The 20,276-nt window shown below is 65.3% G+C and carries 14 protein-coding genes; 6 read left to right on the plus strand and 8 right to left on the minus strand.

All coding sequences use genetic code 11. The features are described 5' to 3' along the window. Window positions 1-49 precede the first annotated feature (49 nt). From LMJ30_RS09050 to LMJ30_RS09070, 5 genes are all read right to left on the minus strand, one after another. A complete protein-coding gene (locus tag LMJ30_RS09050) occupies window positions 50-1,417 on the minus strand; it encodes a hybrid sensor histidine kinase/response regulator (protein ID WP_229432028.1) in 1,368 nt (455 codons plus the stop codon). Window positions 1,418-1,553: 136 nt separating this feature from the next. Continuing rightward, complete coding sequence (locus tag LMJ30_RS09055; protein ID WP_229432029.1) at window positions 1,554-2,294, minus strand: 2OG-Fe dioxygenase family protein; 741 nt, start codon at window positions 2,292-2,294, stop codon at window positions 1,554-1,556. 43 nt (window positions 2,295-2,337) lie between these two features. Then, window positions 2,338-4,374 (minus strand): TonB-dependent receptor, encoded by a 2,037-nt coding sequence (locus LMJ30_RS09060; protein WP_229432030.1) that lies wholly within the window; start codon window positions 4,372-4,374, stop codon window positions 2,338-2,340. Further along, on the minus strand, window positions 4,371-4,856 hold the full coding sequence (locus LMJ30_RS09065; RefSeq protein WP_229432031.1) for a DUF6702 family protein: 486 nt from the start codon (window positions 4,854-4,856) through the stop codon (window positions 4,371-4,373). The genes LMJ30_RS09060 and LMJ30_RS09065 overlap by 4 nt, the downstream gene beginning before the upstream one ends. A gap of 7 nt (window positions 4,857-4,863) precedes the next feature. Then, the gene (locus LMJ30_RS09070) at window positions 4,864-7,251 is read right to left on the minus strand and encodes a M1 family metallopeptidase (protein WP_229432032.1); all 2,388 of its coding nucleotides are present in this window, start codon (window positions 7,249-7,251) and stop codon (window positions 4,864-4,866) included. A 145-nt stretch (window positions 7,252-7,396) separates the two neighbouring features. Here LMJ30_RS09070 and LMJ30_RS09075 point away from each other — a divergent pair, with 145 nt between their 5' ends. Further along, complete coding sequence (locus tag LMJ30_RS09075; protein WP_229432033.1) at window positions 7,397-9,604, plus strand: CHASE domain-containing sensor histidine kinase; 2,208 nt, start codon at window positions 7,397-7,399, stop codon at window positions 9,602-9,604. Window positions 9,605-9,634: 30 nt separating this feature from the next. Here LMJ30_RS09075 and LMJ30_RS09080 read toward each other — a convergent pair whose 3' ends face one another. Together LMJ30_RS09080 and LMJ30_RS09085 are read right to left on the minus strand one after the other, a co-directional pair. Further along, on the minus strand, window positions 9,635-10,033 hold the full coding sequence (locus LMJ30_RS09080) for a DUF2750 domain-containing protein (RefSeq protein WP_229432034.1): 399 nt from the start codon (window positions 10,031-10,033) through the stop codon (window positions 9,635-9,637). Between the two features lie 12 nt (window positions 10,034-10,045). Next, window positions 10,046-10,888 (minus strand): phytanoyl-CoA dioxygenase family protein, encoded by an 843-nt coding sequence (locus tag LMJ30_RS09085; RefSeq protein ID WP_267869619.1) that lies wholly within the window; start codon window positions 10,886-10,888, stop codon window positions 10,046-10,048. A 153-nt stretch (window positions 10,889-11,041) separates the two neighbouring features. Between LMJ30_RS09085 and LMJ30_RS09090 the strand changes: the two genes are divergently transcribed. Further along, a complete protein-coding gene (locus LMJ30_RS09090; RefSeq protein WP_229432036.1) occupies window positions 11,042-11,593 on the plus strand; it encodes a PEP-CTERM sorting domain-containing protein in 552 nt (183 codons plus the stop codon). Between the two features lie 268 nt (window positions 11,594-11,861). On the opposite strand, the gene LMJ30_RS09095 is transcribed toward LMJ30_RS09090, so the two are convergent. Next, window positions 11,862-12,920, minus strand: a complete 1,059-nt coding sequence (locus tag LMJ30_RS09095; protein ID WP_229432037.1) for a M29 family metallopeptidase — start codon at window positions 12,918-12,920, stop codon at window positions 11,862-11,864. Between the two features lie 238 nt (window positions 12,921-13,158). Here LMJ30_RS09095 and LMJ30_RS09100 point away from each other — a divergent pair, with 238 nt between their 5' ends. Genes LMJ30_RS09100 through LMJ30_RS09115 form a run of 4 tightly spaced genes read left to right on the plus strand, consistent with a single transcriptional unit; the run spans window position 13,159 to window position 20,236 of the window. Next, the gene (locus tag LMJ30_RS09100) at window positions 13,159-14,640 is read left to right on the plus strand and encodes a hypothetical protein (RefSeq protein ID WP_229432038.1); all 1,482 of its coding nucleotides are present in this window, start codon (window positions 13,159-13,161) and stop codon (window positions 14,638-14,640) included. Further along, the gene (locus tag LMJ30_RS09105) at window positions 14,637-16,127 is read left to right on the plus strand and encodes a hypothetical protein (protein ID WP_229432039.1); all 1,491 of its coding nucleotides are present in this window, start codon (window positions 14,637-14,639) and stop codon (window positions 16,125-16,127) included. The genes LMJ30_RS09100 and LMJ30_RS09105 overlap by 4 nt, the downstream gene beginning before the upstream one ends. Window positions 16,128-16,145: 18 nt before the next feature. Beyond that, window positions 16,146-16,601 carry a hypothetical protein gene (locus tag LMJ30_RS09110; protein WP_229432040.1) on the plus strand — a complete coding sequence of 152 codons (456 nt, stop codon included), beginning with the start codon at window positions 16,146-16,148 and terminating at the stop codon, window positions 16,599-16,601. A gap of 26 nt (window positions 16,602-16,627) precedes the next feature. Beyond that, window positions 16,628-20,236: a tubulin-like doman-containing protein gene (locus tag LMJ30_RS09115; protein WP_229432041.1), complete on the plus strand. Its 3,609-nt coding sequence runs from the start codon at window positions 16,628-16,630 to the stop codon at window positions 20,234-20,236. Window positions 20,237-20,276: the final 40 nt, after the last annotated feature.

The raw sequence follows: 20,276 nt of genomic DNA on the forward strand, positions 1-20,276 counted from the left end.
GCTTGTGGGAATCATTTGATGTCATGACGACTTATCTCAAGGCGCGGCCCTATGCGGCGGAGCGGAATTCGCGGGTTGGAATGGCCAGGGTAAAGGTGCTGCCGCGGCCGAATTCGCTGGTCAGCGCCAGGGTTCCGCCCAACAGATTGGCCAGGTTCTGGCACAGGTAAAGGCCGAGGCCGGCGCCTTCGACATTGCGGGTCGAGGTCGAGTCGAGTTGCGAAAATGCCTGGAACAGCTTGGCCTGGTCGTCTGGGCGGATGCCGCTGCCGGTGTCCACCACCGCAATCTCGGTCAGCGAGCCGCCGTCCGCCGTGCGTTGCGACAGCGAGACCCTGATCGATCCCTGTTCGGTAAATTTGATGGCGTTGTTGATAAGGTTGATCACGATCTGCGTCAGCGCGCGCCGGTCCGACGCGATGATGATCGGCGTTTCCGGCAGGTCGAGCGTCAGTGCCAGGCCTTTTTGCGCGGCCAGCGGGCGCAAGGTATCGGCCGTTTCGTTCAGCAGGTTCTGGCAGTGCACCCGTTCGGCCGCCAGGGTTACCTTGCCCGATTCGATCTTGGCCACGTCGAGGATGTCATTGATCAGCGAGAGCAGGTGGCGCGCGCTGGTGCGGATCGTGTTGAGCTGCTTGTCCTGGTCGGCCGTCAGCGGGCCCGCCAGCTTCATCAACAGCGCGCCGGTAAAGCCGATGATCGCGTTGAGCGGCGTGCGCAGTTCATGCGACATGTTGGCGATGAAGGCCGACTTCATGCGGCTCGCTTCCGCCAGCTCAAGGTTCTTGTGGGCGATCTCGCGGTTGGTGTTTTCCAGTTCGGATGCGTGGTGCGCCAGCCGCATGTTCAATTCGATCACCTGGCGTTCGCGCGCCTGCAGCTCGCCATTGACCTGCACGGCCTGTTCGTAAGTCGAAATCAGCAGGTCGAGGATCTGCTGGCGGCCGGCGTTGATGAAGTGCTTCTGTTCGCCCAGGTACAGCGCCACGCCGACTTCCACGTTCATGTCGCGGCGCAGCGCCTGGTTGGCCAGCATCTGCCTGATGCGGCTTAACAGGTAGTCTTCGGCATACGGCTTGCGCACGAAATTGTCGGCGCCGCACTCGATGCCGCGGATGATGTCCTTGGCGTCGTTCAGGGCGGTGACCAGAATGACAGGGATGTCCTGCAGCGCCGGATCGTTCTTAATCGCGCTGCACAGGTCATAGCCGTTCATCTCGGGCATGATGATGTCCGACAGGACCAGGTGCGGCTTGCGCTCCCTGATGGCCTCCAGCGCCAGCCTGCCGTTGGCGGCAACCCGCACAAGGTAGGAGCGCGCCTGGATCAGCCGGCGCAGGCGTTCGGCCTGGGTCGGGCTGTCCTCGACGATCAGGATTTCAAAAGGCTTGTTATCAATGTCGTGCGTAAGTTCCAACGAACCGCTCCTCTGCGCCAGGCCAGGCGGCGTGCCTGGCCATGTTGTGGCCACGGCTCACGCCGCTTGACCACACACTATATCGAACTGCGCGCACGGTAAAGATGAAATTTAGGCTTGCGCAATGTCACATTTTTTACGACAGGTGCTCGCCCTGGAAGCCGGCCGCCCGCCACGTCAATACCAGCGTGTCGCGATGGCCGTTGGCGCCGTCCGGCTGGATCGGCGTCGACTCGTGGATCACGCGCGCGTCGTCGAGCAGCAGCAGGGTCCACGGCTCCAGCATGGTGAAGCGCTTGCCATTCGGGCCTTCGGCCTGGAACAGGCGCGTTTCGCCGCCCTTGATATGCCTGCGGCCCACCAGCAGCACGGCGACAAAGTCGACGCCGTCGCGGTGCGCGCCTTCAGGCGTCGGGCGGCCGATGCCCTCCAGGGTATCGATGCGGAACTGGTGCGCTTCCACATACCAGCGGCGCGCTCCCGCGACGCTTGCGCAAACGTCGCCCAGGCTGAGAAGCAGGCGCTGCCAGCCGGCTTGCGCCACGGTGGCAGGTTCGACAGGTTCGAACAGGCGGTGCATGCCGCCGTGAAGGGCGTTGTACTCCACCGGCTGCCAGTGGGCGCGATGCGGCGCCTGCGCCAGGCCGGCGCCGTCCTGGATGAAGCATGAGTGGCGGCGGCGGCGATAGCGGCCGCCGTCCTTGAGGTAGTTATCGAGTTCGAGATTGTCCCAGCTGGCGGAAAGCGCGGCCAGGTCGGCCTCGGAGCAGCCTGCCAGCGCGCACACGTCGGCAGGGCGCAGCACGGCGTAGCCGTCGTCTTTCAATGCGGCGGACAGCCGCGCGGGATCGGTGTAGGGTGGTTCAACGTAGGTCATCTTGCAAGCGTACCATTTTTCAGGCTTGCCGGCGGGGGAGGGCCTACCACTGCATGATGGCGGCGAGCCGGAAACTGCGCGGTTCGAGCGGATGGAAGTGCAGGTCGCCGCGCGCTTCGCTTTCGCCCTGCAGGCGCGACGCGTAGAAGTACGCGATCGCCGCGTCGCGCCGGTCGAGCAGGTTGAAGCCTTCCAGCTCCAGCCGCAGGCGGTTGTTGACGCGGTAGCCGATACGCCCGTTCAGGGTGGTGCTGCCGCCAGTGCGTACGCTGTTGTCCTCAACGAGCGGGCGCGGCCCAGCGTAGCGCAGGTTGGCCGAGCCTGACCATGGGCCGCGCCAGTCCACCGTGACGCCAAGCTGGCCCACGCCTTCCACGGCGCCGGCGATAAAGTGTTCGCCAGCGGCGGCGCCGCGCGAGCGCGCATGCGCGTACGCCAGGTCGAGGTCGACCGACAGCCACTTGACCGGCTTGTAATAGTTCGACCATTCGACGCCGTGGCGCACGCTCGGCAGCCCGGCTTCGGTGGCGCCTGCGTCGCCCAGGTAGGCCAGCTCAGAGTCGAAGGCCAGCCGATACACGGCCACGCTGGTGTGCAGGCCCGCAGCTGGCTCCAGCCGCAATCCGGCCTCGATCCCGCGCGAACGCACCAGGCCGGGCGAACGATCCGCAGGGCCGCCGCTGGCCGGATCGACTGTGGCGGTGGTGCCGCGCGCGTCGTTGCTGTGAAATCCCGCGCCCACGTTGAAATACAGCTCGGCGCCGGCGCGTGGCGCAAAGGCGATGCTGAGCGAAGGACTGAGCAGGTGGTCGCGGGCGCTGCCCGAGTTCTCGCGCCGGTCGCTGGCCACCTTGAAGCGGTAGTGATCGCTGCGCACGCCGGCGGTGGTGCGCAACATGCCGCTCCATTGCGTGGCCGCTTCGGCGAACATGCCGGCGCTGCCTTCGACCACATGGTCTTCGCGTATGACGGAGAGGCGCCTGCGTTCGCGCGTGTTGTGCAGGCCATTGAAGATATTGTCGTTCTGGAGCTGGAGGCCAGCGGTGAGGTCGGTCGAGCGCAGGCCGCCATGCAGGTGCCAGGTGTGCGTCGCATTCAGGCCGCTGGTGACCCGGCGGTCCGGCTGTGCGAACTGGTCGCCGTTGACCGGATCGTTCAGGAAGTAGGTAAAGTTCGAATACAGCTCCGTGCGGTTGCGGATCACGAAGGCGTTGACCTTCGACGCGGAATCGGCCACGGTCCGGCGCCACGTGCCCGATAGGCTGTAGCGCTGCGCCTGGCCGCCGTCGCTCGGGTCGATGGTGTCGAAGCGGCCGATTGCGCCCGCATCCACGGCGCGCTGCGGAACCTGGTCGCTCGCATTCCAGCGGCCGCGATAGGCGATGGCGGCGACGCTGAAACCATTGTTGGCGAATCCGCGGCTGTAGCGCAGCACGGCGTTGGCCTTGCGGTAGTCCTCCGGTCGCGTAAAAGGTCCGTCCTTGTGCAGCAGCTCCAGCGCATACAGCAGGTTGCCGCCAAATGCTTCGGGCGACGCTGCCGTCATTGCGCGGCGGTAGCCGCCGTGCCCCGCCGAGACACTGCTGATGGCGCGCGCCAGCCGGTTGGCGTAGGTGACCGCCACGCTGCCGGCCGACGCAAAGTCGCCTTCGCGCGCGGAGTACGGGCCCTTTTTGTAATCGAGGCGCGCCGCCAGTTCGGGTATCAGGAAATTGAGGTCGGTCCAGCCCTGGCCGTGCGCATGGCTGCGCTGGTTGACTGGCATGTCGTCGACGGTGGAGCGCAGGTCGGTGCCGTGGTCGAGGTTGAACCCGCGCAGGAAGAACTGGTTGGCCTTGCCTTCGCCGCTGTGCTGGGTTACCAGCACGCCCGGCGCCGCCTCCAGCAGTTCCCCCGGACGGTAGACGGTACGCGCTTCGAGCTGCTGGCGCGAGACGCTGCCAGCGCTGGCCGAATCGGCCAGGCCAAGGTCGCTGTCGCGCGCATTGTGGATCAGCACCGAAGGGAGCATCGGGTCAGCCCAGGCGGGCAGGTGGCAGCACAGGGCGCCGACGGCAACCAGCCGCAGCGTCGTGATCATGGGTGCTGGCGGACGCTGTCGCGCTGGAAGGTGAGCGAGCGCACAGCCGCCCCGGGTCCCAGGTTGATGGTATTGACCTGGTCGGGCAGGAAATCGATCAGCACGTCGTCATGGATGGTGGCGATTTTCTCCAGCGGCGTGGCGTCCAGCTCCTGGTAGATGATGACGCTTTGCGTATCGACCGCCACGCCGACCCAGCGCAGCGGCAGGCGCGATTTGTCCGGCGCCAGCAGGTAGAAGCGCTGCTCGATGTACTTGCGTAGGACCGCTTCGTCGTCGGGGTCTTGCAGGTCGAACCGGCGCTGGTACAGGTTCGCCAGCAGCGCTTCGACATCGTGCAGCATGTAGGTGTGCACGATCTCGGTGCTGCCGGTACGGGCATTGAACGACATGTCGGTGATGCCGGCGTGGTAGCGGTGCGCGTGCGCCGCCGCGCTGATGCAAACCAGCGCGGCGGCGGCGAGGAACTTCAGGCGGCGCAAGACAGGCTCACTCCTTGGCCTTCTCTGGCGCGGCGGCCTTGTCCTGCTCCCTGGCCTTGGTCTTCAACGGCGTATTGAAGTCCTTCATCATGTCGCCTTCGCCGCGCTTGGTCTTGAACAGCTCCAGGCGCGACGGGGTGACCTTGCGCGGCCATGCGTTGTTGCTCACGTCGATGTCGGCGGTTTCCCAGTACGGGTCCTGGGTCAGGCCGACCATCGGCTCGTCGGTGACGATCAGCTTGGTGATCTTCTTCGACGACATGCGCCACACTTCGGCGGGAATGCGCTCGATGTACTTCTTGCCGCTCTTGAGTTCAACTTCCAGTACCAGCGGCGTGACCAGCCCGCCGACGTTGGTGAAGTCGACCAGGTACAGGTGCTTGCCCTGCGCGAGCAGCGCTTTCTCCCAGTCCTCCAGCGACTCCATCGTTTCGTTGTACTTGTTGCGGTCCTTGTTGGTGACCGTGAAGTCGTCGTGCTCGTTGTAGAAGTCCTTCAGCTCCGGCTGCGCATCGACGCGGCGCGGCATGCCCTTGTTGCGCTGGTCGGTGACCGATACCGGCTCTTCGGCGCGGCGCGCCCGCGCCAGCGCTTTTTCGGTGTCCGGGTTCTTGCTGCTGATGCCGTACTCGGTGATGCCGTCGACGCTGACGTCGACCGGGTCGGTGGTGTAGAACCAGCCGCGCCAGAACCAGTCGAGGTCCGTGCCCGAGGCATCTTCCATCGTGCGGAAGAAGTCGGCCGGTGTCGGGCGCTTGAACTTCCAGCGCTGCGCATATTCGCGGAACGCGAAGTCGAACAGCTCGCGGCCCAGCACCGTTTCGCGCAGCACGTTCAGCGCGGCGGCCGGCTTGGCATACGCGTTGTTCCCGAACTGGAGCAGCGACTCCGAGTTGGTCATGATCGGCACCTGGTTCCGGCTGCGCATGTAGTCGACAATGGCGCGCGGTTCGCCGCGCGACTGCGGATAGTTCTCTTCCCACGCCTGCTGTGCCATGTACTGCACGAAGGTGTTCAGGCCCTCGTCCATCCAGGTCCACTGGCGCTCGTCGGAGTTGATGATCATCGGGTAGTAGTTGTGGCCTACCTCGTGGATGATCACGCCGATCAGCCCGTATTTGGTGCGCTTCGAGTAAGTCAGCTCGCCGGTCTTCTTGTCCTTGGTCGGACGCGGGCCGTTAAACGAGATCATCGGGTATTCCATGCCGCCCACCGGGCCGTTGACCGAGATCGCGGCAGGGTAGGGGTAGTCCAGCGAATACTTGTTGTACTGCTCGATGGTGTGGATGATCGCCTGGGTCGAATACTTTTCCCACAGCGGGTTGCCTTCCTTCGGGTAGTACGACATCGCCATCGTGTTGGTGCCGCCCTTTTTGTAGCCCTGGGCATCCCAGATGAACTTGCGGCTGGTGGCAAACGCGAAGTCGCGCACGTTCTTTGCCTTGTAGTGCCAGGTCTTGGTGGTGGTGGCGCGGCTCTTCTCGGCAGCCTCGGCTTCCTTCTGGGTGACGATGATCACCGGCTTGTTGGAGGTGCGCGCGCGCTCCAGGCGTTCGCGCTGTACCGGCGTGAGGACGGCGCCAGGGTTTTGCAGCTCGCCGGTGGAGGCGACGATGTGGTCGCTTGGCACGGTCAGCTGCACGTCGTAGTCGCCGAATTCGAGGGTGAACTCGCCGGCGCCGAGGAACTGCTTGTGCTGCCAGCCGTAGACGTCGTAGTAGGCCGCCATGCGCGGGAACCAGTGGGCGATTTCGAACAGGTCGTTCTTGTCGTCGTCGAACTTCTCGTAGCCGGTACGCCCGCCCATCACCTTCGCTTCATTGATGTTGTAGCTGAAGTCGATGTTGAACGTGAAGCGCGAGCCCGGCTTCATCGGCTGCGGCAGGTCGATCCGCATCATGGTCTTGTTGATCGTGTACTTCAAAGGCTGGCCGGAGGCCGTCTTGACGGCGCCGATCTTGAAGCCGCCGTCGAAGGTGCGGCTCTCCAGGATGCTGCGCATGCCTTCGAACTTCATGCCTTCTTCTTCGCCGCGCGCCTTGGCCCAGGCGTCGCGCGAGGCGACGGTGGAGGTGCTGCGCGCATCCGAACCGGGATGGAAGATGTTCTGGTCCAGCTGGATCCACAGGTAGGGCAGGCTGTCCGGCGAGTTGTTGTGATAGGTGATGGTCTCGGTCGCCGAAATCGCGCGATTGGCTTCGTCGAGGCGTGCGCGGATCGTGTAGTCGGCGCGCTGTTGCCAGTACGCGTGGCCGGGAGCGCCCGAGGCGTTGCGGATGGTGTTCGGCGTCGGCAGCACTTCTTCCAGCTGGCGGAATTTGTCGTCGAACGGTTCGGCCGCGATCGCGGTCATGGAAAGGAACAGCGCCGCAACGCTGGCTGGCAAACGTCTCATATTCACCCGTTGTTATTATAGAAAAATGGAAAGTGCATTCTAATCGTTACTTTTAAGTATTGTTTCGGCGATTTGTAAAAAAGCTGAAACATGGGCCCAGCCCGGCGGTATGATGGCCGCAAGGGAACTCAAGAGGTAAATACGCATGGAGAAGCGGCAGACGCGCACCTATGGCTACCTGGCCTTCGCGGTCGGTATTTGCCTCACCGTCTGGACCTGCATCCTGGTCAGTAACGCGCAGGATGCCCGCATCCGCAACAACTTCCAGCGCGACGTCGACAAGGTCGCCAGCGACACCCGCGTGCGCCTGCAGACCTACTTCGACATGCTCATCAGTATCAAGGGCATGTTCGCCGTCAACGACCAGGTCACCCGCGCCCAGTTCGCGCAATTTATCGGCGAACTCAATCTCGCCGAGCGCTATCCCGGCTTCCAGGCGATCCAGTTTGTCCGCTACGTGCCGACCGGCCAGCTCGGGACCTTCAGCGACGCGGTCCGGCGCGATACATCGCTGGTGCCCGGTGGGTACCCAGGCTTTGCGGTGAAGGCGGCGCCCGGCCGGAGCGACCACTACATCATCGACTTCAACGAGCCGATGGCGGGCAACGAAATCGCCTTCGGGCTTGACCTTGCCACCCTGCCTGGCCAGCTGGCGGCCGTGGAACGGGGGCGCGACACCGGGCTGATCGTCGCCACCGAGCCGATCGCGCTGATCCAGATTGTCGACGGCGGCGCCGGCTTTGTCGCACGCACGCCGGTGTACCGCCAGCACATGCCGCTCGACACGGTGGAGCAGCGGCGCGCCGCGCTGGTCGGCATGCTGGCGATTGTATTCCGGATGAATAACCTGATGAGCGAGGTGATCGACCCTGCGCTCGCCAGCCACCTGGCGGTGCGCGTGCATGACGCCGGCATTAACGGCGCCGCTGTCAAACGCCAGCTGATGTACGACAGCACGCGCGCCGGCGTGGGCCTGGTGCCCGGGCTGGCCCTGGAGAGCACCGTCGACGTCCCGCCGCGCCAGTGGGTGATGAGTTTTAGCGCCGTCAACGGCGCCCGGTACAGCCGCAACGCCACCAACGTGATCCTGGCCGGCACCGCGGGATTCATCATCAGCGCGCTGGTTGCGGCCCTGATGATTGCCTCGAGCCGCAGCCGCAACCTGGCGCTGCGCCTGGCCGTCTCGCTGGACGAACAGCGCGCCTTCCAGGACAGCGCCAGCGTCGGCATTGCCTTGTTCTCGGGCGGCGTGATCGTGCGCTGCAACCGGGGCATGGAAGAAATCATGGGATACGACCCGGGCGAGCTGACGGGCAAGCGCACGCGGATCCTCGTGCACGGCGGGCCGAATCCGTTTGGCGGGCGGCCCCAAATGCCCCGGGTTGAGCTGGAAGCGGAGCTGGTGCGCAAGGACGGCGCGAAGATCTGGTGCCTCATCCACGGCAAGGCCCTGAACCGGACCGACCTGGCCGGCGGCGGCGTCTGGGTGATCCAGGACATCAGCGACCGCAAACGCACCGAAGCGGCGCTGAAGCAGGCCGAGACCAACCTGATCACTTCCGAAAAGATGGCGTCGCTCGGCGCCCTGGTTGCGGGTATCGCCCATGAACTGAACACGCCAATCGGCAACAGCCTGCTGACGGCAACGGCGCTGGCCGACATGGCCGCCGAGTTCGAGGCGCGCTGCGCGGACGGCGCGGTCAAGCGCTCGGCGCTGGAATCGCACCTGGCCGACACCAGGCTGGCATGCGGCATCCTGGCCACCTCGCTGCGCCGGGCGGGCGACCTGATTACCTCGTTCAAGCAGGTCGCGGTCGACCAGACCAGCGACCAGCGCCGCCGCTTCGACCTGTGCGACGTCGTGCGCGACACGGTTGCCACGTATTCGGCGCAGTTCAAGCGCGCCAATTGCGAGATGGAGATCGACTCCTGCGACACGCTGGTGATGGATTCGTACCCGGGCAGCGTGGGGCAGGTGCTGTCGAACCTGATTAACAACGCGCTGCTGCACGCGTTTGAGGGCCAGCGCGCCGGGCGCATCACGGTGCGCGTGCATCCGGTTGGCGACGAGCAGGTGCTGATTTTGTTTGCCGATAATGGCGCCGGCATGCCGGCGCGGGTGATGCACCAGGTGTTCGATCCCTTCTTTACGACCAAGATGGGGCAGGGTGGCACAGGCCTGGGGATGAATATCGTTTATAACATTGTCACCGGCATGCTGGGCGGGACCGTGGAGATCGACTCGGCGCCGGGTAAAGGGACCACTGTCACCATCAGGGTGCCGAAGCGCGCGCCGGACCGCAGTCCGGCATTAGTGCCTGCCGATGACGCGCAACCGCTGGCCAGCACGTAGGGCGGAGTCGCGTCGCTTATCCGCCCTGCATCAGTATTGCGTCAGCTCTTCTTCCAGGTCTGCCGCAAGCTGCGCCGGATCCACCACCACGCCATTCATGCCAGCCGTCGGGAACACGATCGCGTTCATGCCGCGTTCACCCATCGCGCCAAGCCAGTCATCGGCAAAGTCATACACGTCGATTCCAGCAGGCGCGGCGCCTGCCCACTCGCCGGTCGCGCACTCGAGCGCATAGGCCGGATGCGGCCAGACCGGCAGGCCCTCGGCGCCGTCGTCATCGCAGGCAGAGACCCATCCTTCTTCAGTACGCAGGCCGTACACGACCTCGGTATGGGCAATGCGGCCAATGAAATGCTTATAGCGGTGCGGGCCATCGAGCGCCGTCACGGCGTCGTGCTGCTGGGGTGAGAGTTCGTATGGTGTGTCCATGGTTGCCAGCTTTCAGGGCATGAAACCGCGTACCGGAAAGCTGCTGTCGCGCTGTATCCAGTTTTGCGGCGAATAGGTGGTGCGGCCGTCGGTCACGTGCAAGGTGTACGCGTGGCGCGATACCGGCGAGCGGTTTGGGGCGCTGTAGTGGGGCAGCAGTCCGTGGAAGATGACCAGCGTGCCGGCTTTCGCCTCGACTGGCACCGCCACGCTGTCGCCCGGCCACGGCGTGGTGTCGAGCTTCTCCATGCGGATGTCGTCGCCATTGCGCAGGAAGCGCTCGCGCATCGGGCCGCGGTGGCCGCCCGGCTGGACCCACAGGCAGCCGTTGTCGACGGTGGCGTCTTCCAGCGCAAACCAGAAGGTGGTGACGCTGACCGGGTCGGTGTCGAAGAAGGTCGCGTCCTGGTGCCAGCGCACCTCGCCGCCGATGCCCGGCTGCTTGAAGATGTACATCGACTGCCAGATCAGTGGTTCGGCCAGCCCGATGCCGCGCGCCACGGCATCGAGCGCCGCGCCGCGCGAGAACTCCCCGAATACCGGGTCGAGGTCATGCATCGCGTGGCCGATCTTGTTGATCGACAGCGCCTTGGACTGGCGCAACTGGCCGTCCGGGCCAAAGGCTTCTTCCTCGAAGAAGCAGCGCATGGTGTTATCGGAGCCCAGGAAATAGGCGTCGGTGGCGGTTTCCTGGTTCTGGGTCGTAAAAATCGACCGGCTCTGGCCCGGGTCGAATTGGTCGACAAGCTGCATTGCCCGCTCACGCAGGCGCGCAATGTCGTTCGCGTGTTTGAAATCAGGTATGGTCAAAAAACCATCGTTAGCATAGTTGTCTAATTGAAGATCAGATAACATTAGTTTCCTTCCATGTCGATTTTCTTTACATTCTTATTAGATACAAACGTGTCCGTCTTGTAAGTACTTGTTTACCTTGTCATTATTTTTGTGGCACGGTTTGTGCTACAAGGGAGTAGGAACAATCCTACATAATTCCTCGAAGGAAAGACAATGAAACTAGTCCACAAACTTACTTTTGCCTTGCTGTCCCTGTTCGCCCTCGGCACCGCGTGCGCCGAAAACATCAACATGACCGATATCTGGGCAGTCAGCCCAGACCAGCGTATCGGTGGCGAGTTCCCGGCAAGCTACAGCTTCACCCACAGCTTCCTCGACGAGGCGACGCCGTACGTTGCCGATGTCGACTCGCTCACCGCGGCGACCCTGACCATTCGCCTGCAGGATAACGGTAACAGCCAGGGCGGCGATGAAACCTTCCGCTTCGTGTTCGGCGGCCAGACCTTCAGCGGCTCCAACCAGACCAACGCGCCTTTCGACTACGTTATCAACGTTGGCTCGGCGCTGGCTGGCCTGAGCGCTGACGGCATCCTGGATGTCACGATCTTCGCCGACAGCGGCTCGTTCCGCTTTGTCAGCTCGACCCTGAACATCATCGGCGCACGTGGCGAAGTGCCGCCAACCGAAGATATCCCTGAGCCACTGAGCATCGCGCTGATGGGCCTCGGCCTGGCTGGCCTGACCGCAGCGCGCCGCCGCAAGTAATTCACTGTACTTCAATGCCAAAGGCCCGCGCAAGCGGGCCTTTTCTTTTGGCTATGTCACCGTTAGGTATGGAATTGAGCACGTCGTGCCCGCCACTGGCAGACCCGACTTCCCGCGAAAGCAGGAACCCCTACTATGTATGCGCTGGAGGTCGGATCGTTTTATTACTGATCGTCTTCAGTATGGGTTCCCGCGTGCGCGGGAACGACGAGGGTGTAGCGCTTCCACACTTACGGTGACATAGCCTTTCTTTTCGCGGAGGCTGGGCTTACACCACCCACTGGCCGTCTTTGTAGACCTGGCGGTCATCCAGGTAGACGGCCTCGGTGACTGCGAAGATATCGATGTGATAGCGCGCATCCTTGCGCTTGAAGCCCGGCTTCGGGTAGACCCCATGCTTGGCGCCCAGCGACAAATGGATGCCGCACATGCGCTCATACGTGCCGATGTCGTTGACCCTGCGGTCGATGGTGAACGCGCGGTTCATGCCGAAACCCAGTTCGCGCACCCAGACCTCGCCTTCGTCGGCGCGGATCATCTCCAGCACCTGTTCGAACTCCGGCGTGGCGTCGCGCGTGCCGGTGACGCGGCCCCGTTCGATCACCAGCGTTACCGGCACGGCGGGGCGGTTGACCATGTAGGCGGTGTCGCCAAACACGTGCACCCGCACTTCGCCGTTGACGGCTTCCAGGTCCTGCGCCTCGGTGAACACTTCGCCGATCGGGAACTGGCCGCCGACATTGTTCATCTCGCTGTAGTCGCCGATATTAAGCTTGGCCGGTTCAAAGGGCGAACCGAACACCAGCGGCCTGGCGCTGCCGCTGTACACGGTGCCCGAACCGGCCTTGTCGATCAGCGCCTTGAGCGCGCGCCCGGTGCCGCGGTAGTAGGCGGGATCGTAAGCGAGCGACTCGATGTAGTGTTCGCCCTGCGCGCCCGGCATGCGCGACAGGTGCACATGTTCGATCACCTTCAGGCCCAGTTTGAACAGTTCGACGCGGATGCGGAAAGCTTCAAGCCGGAAATTGGTCGATTGGACCAGCACCACCAGGCTTGATGCCGTCATTTGCCGGAACGCTGACAGAACTTCATCGGGCCCGACGGTGTCGAAATCGATGAAAGTGGCGTCGGGCATGTTGCGGCGATAGCCTTCGGTCAGTGCGCGCGCCAGGTCGCAACGGGTATCGAACACGACCAGCGCGCCGTGGGTTGGTCCGTGCTCGACGACAATCGACAGGATGTCGCGCAGGTAACTGGCGGCGGCATCGACGGCGTATGCAGGAATCGCGCCGATATCGTCAGCGGCGGCGGGGGCGGGGGTGGTCATGATCAGGCTCGGCGGAGGAAACAACCCGCCATTATACGGTTGGGGCTGCACATTTTCCGCGCAGGCCCGCATTTTTGCAGCCCGGCAGTAGCGTATTTCGCACCCGCCGGGCTCGCATGATAGTACCGGGCAATCAAACCGCCCGCAGTTTCCAGTTGCGCTATGATTTATCAAGCAACAGCGCCCCCGGTGTGGTGGGCATCGTTGCGTATATTCATACATATATCAGGCGAGCGAGATGGCATACCGATGGGAAACGCCAGCCAGCGTCTGGCTGGAGGACGACAGGAGCGGAAGGTTTGAACTGGTGTCGAGCGAGGGCTTGAGCCGGATCGACTGGCATGCGCAGGAGCGCGGCCGCGTGCCGGACTGCGCCCAGCTGCTCGGCGCCTCGCTTCCGCTGTCGTGCGACTGTTCGCCCATCTTCCCGGAAGGCTTTGCGTTTTGCCCAAACTGCGGCAATGCGCTCGACAAGCTGGCCGGCCAGTATAAAAGCCAGCCCGACTGGTGGGGCCCGTGGTGCGACCAGTTCTTGCCGCGCCATGTGCCGCACGGCCTGCCCGTGACCATGCTGCCGCTCGGCGACAGCCTTGAAGAACGTCCCGCCGCGCCCGCGATTGGCCGCGCCGAACTGGCGATGCCGGTGCCGCCCAACGCCCATTGCGTGTTTGCCGCCGGCGCCTACGGCTTTCCGGTGCAGCGCCTGCTGGCGCTGGCCTGCACCCGCGGCGTGCTGCAGTACTGGGACCCGATGGCGCAACTGTGGCATGTGATGGCCGCCGAGGACGGCGCCGCGCCGCTGGCCTTTAGCGCGTCCGACTACGCCTGGATTCCCGCACTGAACCCCATGCGCGGCGAAGTGGCGCTGCTGCCCACCGATTCCGGCCTGCACCGGCTGTGGATTAACCCGGTCAGCGAAACCTACCGCACCGAGTGCGTGCTCGATGCGCCGTTGGCGAGCAGCCCGGGAATGATCCGCCGCCATGTCGCCTGCCTGTTCAACAGCGATACCGGCGCGCGCCTGTGGACCGCCCCTGCGGACGGTGGCGAGCCGGCGGTGTTCGATTGCGCCGGCGTCCCGGCCAGCGGCTGGAGCCGCTCGATCGGCTACGACGACCGGCTCACCTGGCTGCATCCGCAGGGCCAGCTGGCATGGCGCGCCGGCGCGGCGCCGCAATGGCTGCCGTGGCCGCAGGGCTGGACCCCGCGCCTTGAATTCGGCGGTCCCACCCAGGGCCGCGATGGCCGCCTCTGGCTGATCGGGCATGGCGCCGATGGCTACTCCTTCCTCGAACTCGGCACGGAAACGCCGCAGTCCGAGCCGATCAGCGGCGCGCGCCTCGGCTTTGCCAGCCTGCTGTTCCGGCGCGGCCACGCGGTGGTGGGCGAACCGTGGGATCCCGAACACGTCGAAGACCCGCATGACGACGACACGCTGGTGCTGCCGCTGCTGCGCGGCTTTAACAACAACCGCAGCCAGCCAAGCGGGCTGGTACTGCGCTTTCATAAATACACCGGCAGGGCGGAAGACGCGCTGTCGGGCCGCACCATTGCACGCACCACGGTCGAATGGATCGGCAAGCGCAACGTCATCCTCGACGACATCGTGCGCCTTGCGCGGCCGCTGGAGTGCGTGCCGTTCGTGTACGACAGCTGCCTGTGGCTGCACCATCCCGACTGGAACCAGATGCGCGGGTGGCGACTGGAAGAACTGTCGTGAGCCGCGCGTTTCGCCACATTGCCGCGGCCGGCGCGCTGGCCGGCGCCTGCCTGCCCGCGTGGGCGGTGTCGCACGTGTTCCTGGTCCAGAACTCGGGCTGGATGGAGCCGTTCTATGCCGACCCGGCGTCGCAGTTCAAGCCGCTGGTGGTCGAACTGGCGGCCGCCGCCACCCAGCCGGGCGACCTGATGGTGCTCGCGTCGTTCAATCAAAGCCGGCCCGGCGCTCCATCGCCGAAAGCGCTGCTGTCGGCGCGGGTGGCCAGCGGCGGCGCGCGCGAACAGGTACGCGCCGCCATCGATGCGCTCGGGCCGGCGCGCAAGCCGGGCAGCAGCGCGCTGGCCGATACCGACCTGGGCGAGGCGGTCCAGGCGGCCACCGGCAAGGCGCTGGGCGGCAAGCCGGGGCTGGTCTGGCTGGTGACGAACAACCGCAACAGCCCCAACAACGACCAGGCGACCGCGCTGCGCAACCGCGAGTTTTACCAGCTGATCCACCAGGGCGGCGGCATCACCAAGACGCTGGCGTGGCCGCTGAAGATGCCGGTGCAGGGACAGCAGTTTCGCGCCAATGGCTTGATGGTGTACGTGTTCGCCGTCGGGGCGCAGGGCGCCAGCGAGCTCGATGCGCTGCTGGCGTCGGGCCGCATCGCCAAGGTCATCACCGAGCCGCCCGCGCGCCTCAAGCCGCTCGACCGCGCCACCGTGCGGCTGGTGCCGCGCAAGGTCGAAGACGCGCCGGGCGTGTCGTTTTCGATGGCGTCCAACGGCATGCTGCGCGCGGATGTCGCGCCGGATGCAAAGACGCCGGCCGCCAAAATCGGCTGGCGCCTGGAGAACACGATGTACCCGTACACGATCGCCAGCGCCACCCTGGCCGCGCGCTCGGTGCTGGGCGGCGAGGACCGCCCGATACGCCTCGCCGATGCGAGGGTCGATGGCCTCGCACCCGGCAAGAGCGTGCCGCTGGCTTCCGTGATGCAGCTGCCGGTGGCGCAACTGCCGGGCAAATGGTCGCTCGAAGCGCTCCGTTCCGCCGGTTCCGCCTACGTGCTGCCAGGCCGGATCGAGCTGACGCTGACCGGCCAGCGCCTTGAGCTGTCGCGCGCCTTCCGCGAACGCATGGCCGCGCTGTTCCCGGGCGACCCGCTGCCGGACATCTTCATTCCACCGTCAAGCATCGACGGTTCGCGCGCGGTGCTGCCGATCGAGGTGCGCGTCCACTACGGCGTCGGACCGCTGCTGGCCGTGATGGCCGCGGCACTGGGCGCGCTGGCCGCTGCCGCAGGCGCGGCGTATGCATTCGGCCGCCCGCGCAAGGCTTACCTGACTGTGGAAGGCGAGCAGCGTACGATGATGGCGCGCGCCGGCACCACGCAGCCGATTTACGACAAGGCCGGCGCCAAGGTCGCCAGCCTGAAGACGACCCTTTTCGGCCACCAGCTGACCGACTTGCGCGATGGCGCGCAAGTCCGGCTGGGCCGCTGACCCACGAGGAAACCACGCATGCAGAACGACCAGACTCCAGCCGCGCCAACCGACGACCCGGGCTTCAAGCTGCCGGGCGAAACCGATGCCCAGCCCAGGACCGGCACCCAGGCGGAACCGCCAGCCGCGGCCGCCGGCCAGGTCGAGGTAGTGCCCTCGACGGTGGAGGGCGCGCCCGTCACCGATACGTCGACACGCGACATGGCCATCGGCGCGGCGGTGTTCGCGGTGCTGCTGCTGGTGTACTTCTTCGTGCGTAACGCCTATGTGCACCACCTGGTGGTGCGGCGGGTGGCGCCATCGTCGGCGGGCAGCGCCGGCTGGCTGATGTTCGTCGGGCTGGCGTTCATGAGCGCCGCCGCGGTGCTGGCGATCATCAACGCCAGCAAATTCCTCACCTTCGCCGTGACCGCGCCGCTTGTCGCCGTGGGCCTGGTGGCGCTGGCAGCCGCTTTCTTCGTCGGCCGCCGCTGATTTTCACAGAACCGAAAGAGTCGAACATGGCAGATTTTCCAAGCACAGAGAAGAAGGCGGAACTGAAGGTCGACCTGCGCCCGACGCTGTTCATCGGCGCGGGCGGCACCGGCATGGAGGTGATGCTGCGCATCCGCCGCCGCATCCTGGCGGCGGTGTGGAACAAGCAGGACCCGACGCGGGTCGAGTCCATCGGCCAGTTCCCGGTGGCGCGCTTCCTGCACTTCGACCTCGATAACAGCGCCATCATCGACGAAGGCAAGTCGCAGCGCACCGACCCCTGGTATGAGCTGGTCAAGCTGTCGGACGAAGAACGGCTGGTCGAACCGATCGACCTGCCGCAATACCACGAGTCCGACGACAGCCTGGCGCGCTTTCCGCTGATCGAAAACTGGATGCCGCTGCGGCCCAAGAAACTGCGCTCGCTTGGCATCGACCCATCCAAGGGGGCGGGGCAGATCCGCGCGGTGGCGCGGCTTTACCTGTTCGACAAATACCCGAAGCTGCGTGGCCGCATCAAGGGCGCGCTCAATTTCTTGAGCAGTAACGCGGGCAACGAGCGCAAGGAGAACTACCAGCGCCTCGGGCTGCAGGTCGACACGTCCAAGTTCCGCATCGTCGTCATCGGCTCGTGCGCCGGCGGCACGGGCGCCGGCACGGCCCTCGACCTGGGCTGGATCTCCAAGGCCATCGCGCGCCAGGAAGTGTCCGACAGCCAGGTCGACCTGGTGATGTTCCTGCCGTCCGGGTTTGCCAAGGCTAACAAGGAGCGCACCGAGGCGAATGCCTACGCCACCCTGATGGAACTGGAAACCGCGATGCGCGACATGAACGCGCAGGTGCGCTGGGCCGACCCGGATTCGCTGGTCGGCAAGGGTGCGCCGTTCGACGACGTCTACTTTGTCGATACCGCCAACCTGGCCAACAAGGCCACCGGCGACATCAAGGACATTTACCAGATGGTGGCCGACACCCTGTTCGAGGACTTCGCATCGGCCGATTTCGCCAACCGCAAGCGTTCGGTGGCGGTCAACCAGCAGCAGCACAAGCTGGGCCCGTACAACCCGCGCGTGCCGGAGCAGCGCTTCGGCGATATGCGCCTGTCGTATTCCAAGGTGTATTCCGCGTTCGGGCAAGCGGTGCTCGACACCCAGCAAAGCCTGCGCGACGATATCCGCGCTTACGAACTGGCGGCGCTGATGGTCAAGGCCTTCTTCGGCCTTGTGGGCCGCGACGGCGCCAGCGCGCGCCGCGCCGGCGACCAGGAACGCGACATCTTCATGCGCGAGCAGATGCAGATGAGCGAGCACCCATTCAGCGAATTCCCCGATTTTAAAAAGGGAACGGCCGACGTGACCCCGTTCCAGGAATACGTGCTGACCGGCCAGCTGTTGATGGACAAGGACCAGCGCTCGCTGCTGGAACGCGTGGAGAGCAAGGTGCAGGTCGAAATGGACCGCATCATGGCGTCGTACGACGTCAAGCAGTGGCGCGAGAAGGTGGCCGAGCTGCTGCCGCACCTGGAACGCGACGCGATCCGCGAAGCCGGCGCCACCGCCGAGACCAGCGAGGACCGCATCAAGCGGCACACGGTCGAACTGACGGCGCGCCTGAGGGAACGCGCGCGCAACCAGCTGTATGCGCTGCTGGACGACCGCAAGCAGGGCGGCCTGGAGTTTGTGCTGTCGCTGCTGGAACAGGTCAAGGCGCGCCTGCTGCAGCGCGACCTCGGCAACGCTGAACGCAACGGCAAGCGCTACCGCGACATCCGCGACGCGCTGCGCACGCGCCAGGTCGAGGAGTCGCTCGGCAACCTGGCGCAGGCGTCCACCCGCCTGATCGGCAAGGAGGCGCAGGCGCGCGAAGTGATGGGCCACCTCAAGCGCGACATGTCGGATTACCTGCGCTTCCACCTGCTGGCGGTGGCGGCCGGCCAGTCGATCGAAGTCATGCGCGCCATGTCCGCCTGGCTGGGCGACCCGCAGTCGACCGACGAGCAGGGCCAGCCGGTATGGACCGGCATCGCCGGCGAATTCCAGGAAGGGCGGCGCGCGGTGCAGGCGATGCTCGGCGCGGTCGACCGCCGCATCGGCCAGCTGCGCGCGGACGCGCAGCACGAGCACGCCACCTATATCAAGCTGGCCGGCGACCTGGAACCGGAACCGGCCAGGCTGACCGGCGACGTCAGCGCATGGAGCGAGGAAGTGCTGCTCGAATTCGGCGGCTCGGCGCGGCTGTTCCCGCAACTGGACGACGACAAGCTGCGCTCGAACCTGCTGCTCAAGCTGTTCCGCCGCGCCCAGACCCAGCTCTCGCGCGAGCAACTGGGCGAAGAAGCGCCGCAGGACCCGCTGCTGGAGCGGCTGGCGGCGATGTCGCCGCAAGAGCGCCACCGCATTTTCGGCGAATGGATCAAGAGCGCGATGCCGTGGATTAGCGCGCGCTTCTCGGCCGAGTTTACGCCGCGCGCCGACCAGTTCAAGTGCTTCATCGGCGTCGGCGACGCCAATGCATGGCGGCGGATGGAAGCGGAGATCCGCGCGGCGGTGCCGTCCGGCTTCTTCCACGGCGACCTGGTCTCGATCGTCAACACCGGCATCACCGGCAAGGCGGTCTGCTACATCGAACTGTCCGGCTATCCGATGACGGTGCTGCGCGGGCTGCCGACCTGGCGCACCTCGTACCAGATCGAGAATCCGAAGATCCCGACCCACCTGCATTTCGACTCCACCCGCTTTCGCCATCCGATCTCGCCGTCGATGGATGAACTGAACCGGCTGGCCGATGACTACGAGTGGTTCCTGCAGGCCAATGCGCTGGGCGTGATACGGCGCAAGGCCGACCTGGGCGACCGCGAGGCCTCGTTCCAGCCGCGCGGCCAGTACCTGTTTGAAGTGGAGCCGGGTTCGGGCGAGTGGCTCCAGATCGGCAACGAGTTCGCGATCCGCTCCAACGGCCTGCCTGCCTACTACCGCGAGCAGGTGATCGAGGGCGTGCGGCGCAAGCTGGCCGCGATGGGACCGCACCAGATGACGTTGCTGGCGGCGCTGATGCGGCACTACCAGCAGCGCGTGTATGAGCCGCGGCTGGAAGTCGACGAGACCGGCGCGCAGCTGCCGTCGCCGTCGCTGCCGACGATTACCGCGCGCCGCCTGTACGAGGAATGGTTCAAGCGCGCCCGCGCGCTCGATCCGGCGGTCGGGCCGCGCCACATCGATGCGGCCTTCGCCAGTATCGGCACGTGGACGGAAGTGGTGCCCGGTTCGTCAAGCGACGCCTACGCATGGGAAGTGGAGCGCCCGGTCGACAAGCGCATCGTCGGCAGCGACTACCTGGCCAGCGAACAGGCGGCGGCCGCCGTGGTAGCGCGCCCGGCTGCGCCGCCGATTGCGCCTGCGGGCGCCCGTTTCAAGCTGTTCCTGCATGGCGCGCAGGCCGGGCCGTTCGGGCTGGACGAGATTGTCCAGCGCATCGCGCGCGGCGAGGTGATTGAAGCGACCAAGGCGTGGAATATGGCGTGGAATCCGAAGTCGGACAAATGGCAGGCAGCCGGCTCGCTGCCCGAACTGGCGGGCTTGTTCGGGCACGCGCCTGCGATTCCTGACCCTGACGACGACATTCCCGATCCGGATTAAGGGCTTACGTGCAAGAGCAAGTGTACCGATGTATCCACGC

It is taken from the genome of Massilia agrisoli (assembly GCF_020831365.1).
In the GTDB taxonomy this organism is placed as follows: Bacteria; Pseudomonadota; Gammaproteobacteria; order Burkholderiales; family Burkholderiaceae_D; genus Telluria_A; species Telluria_A agrisoli.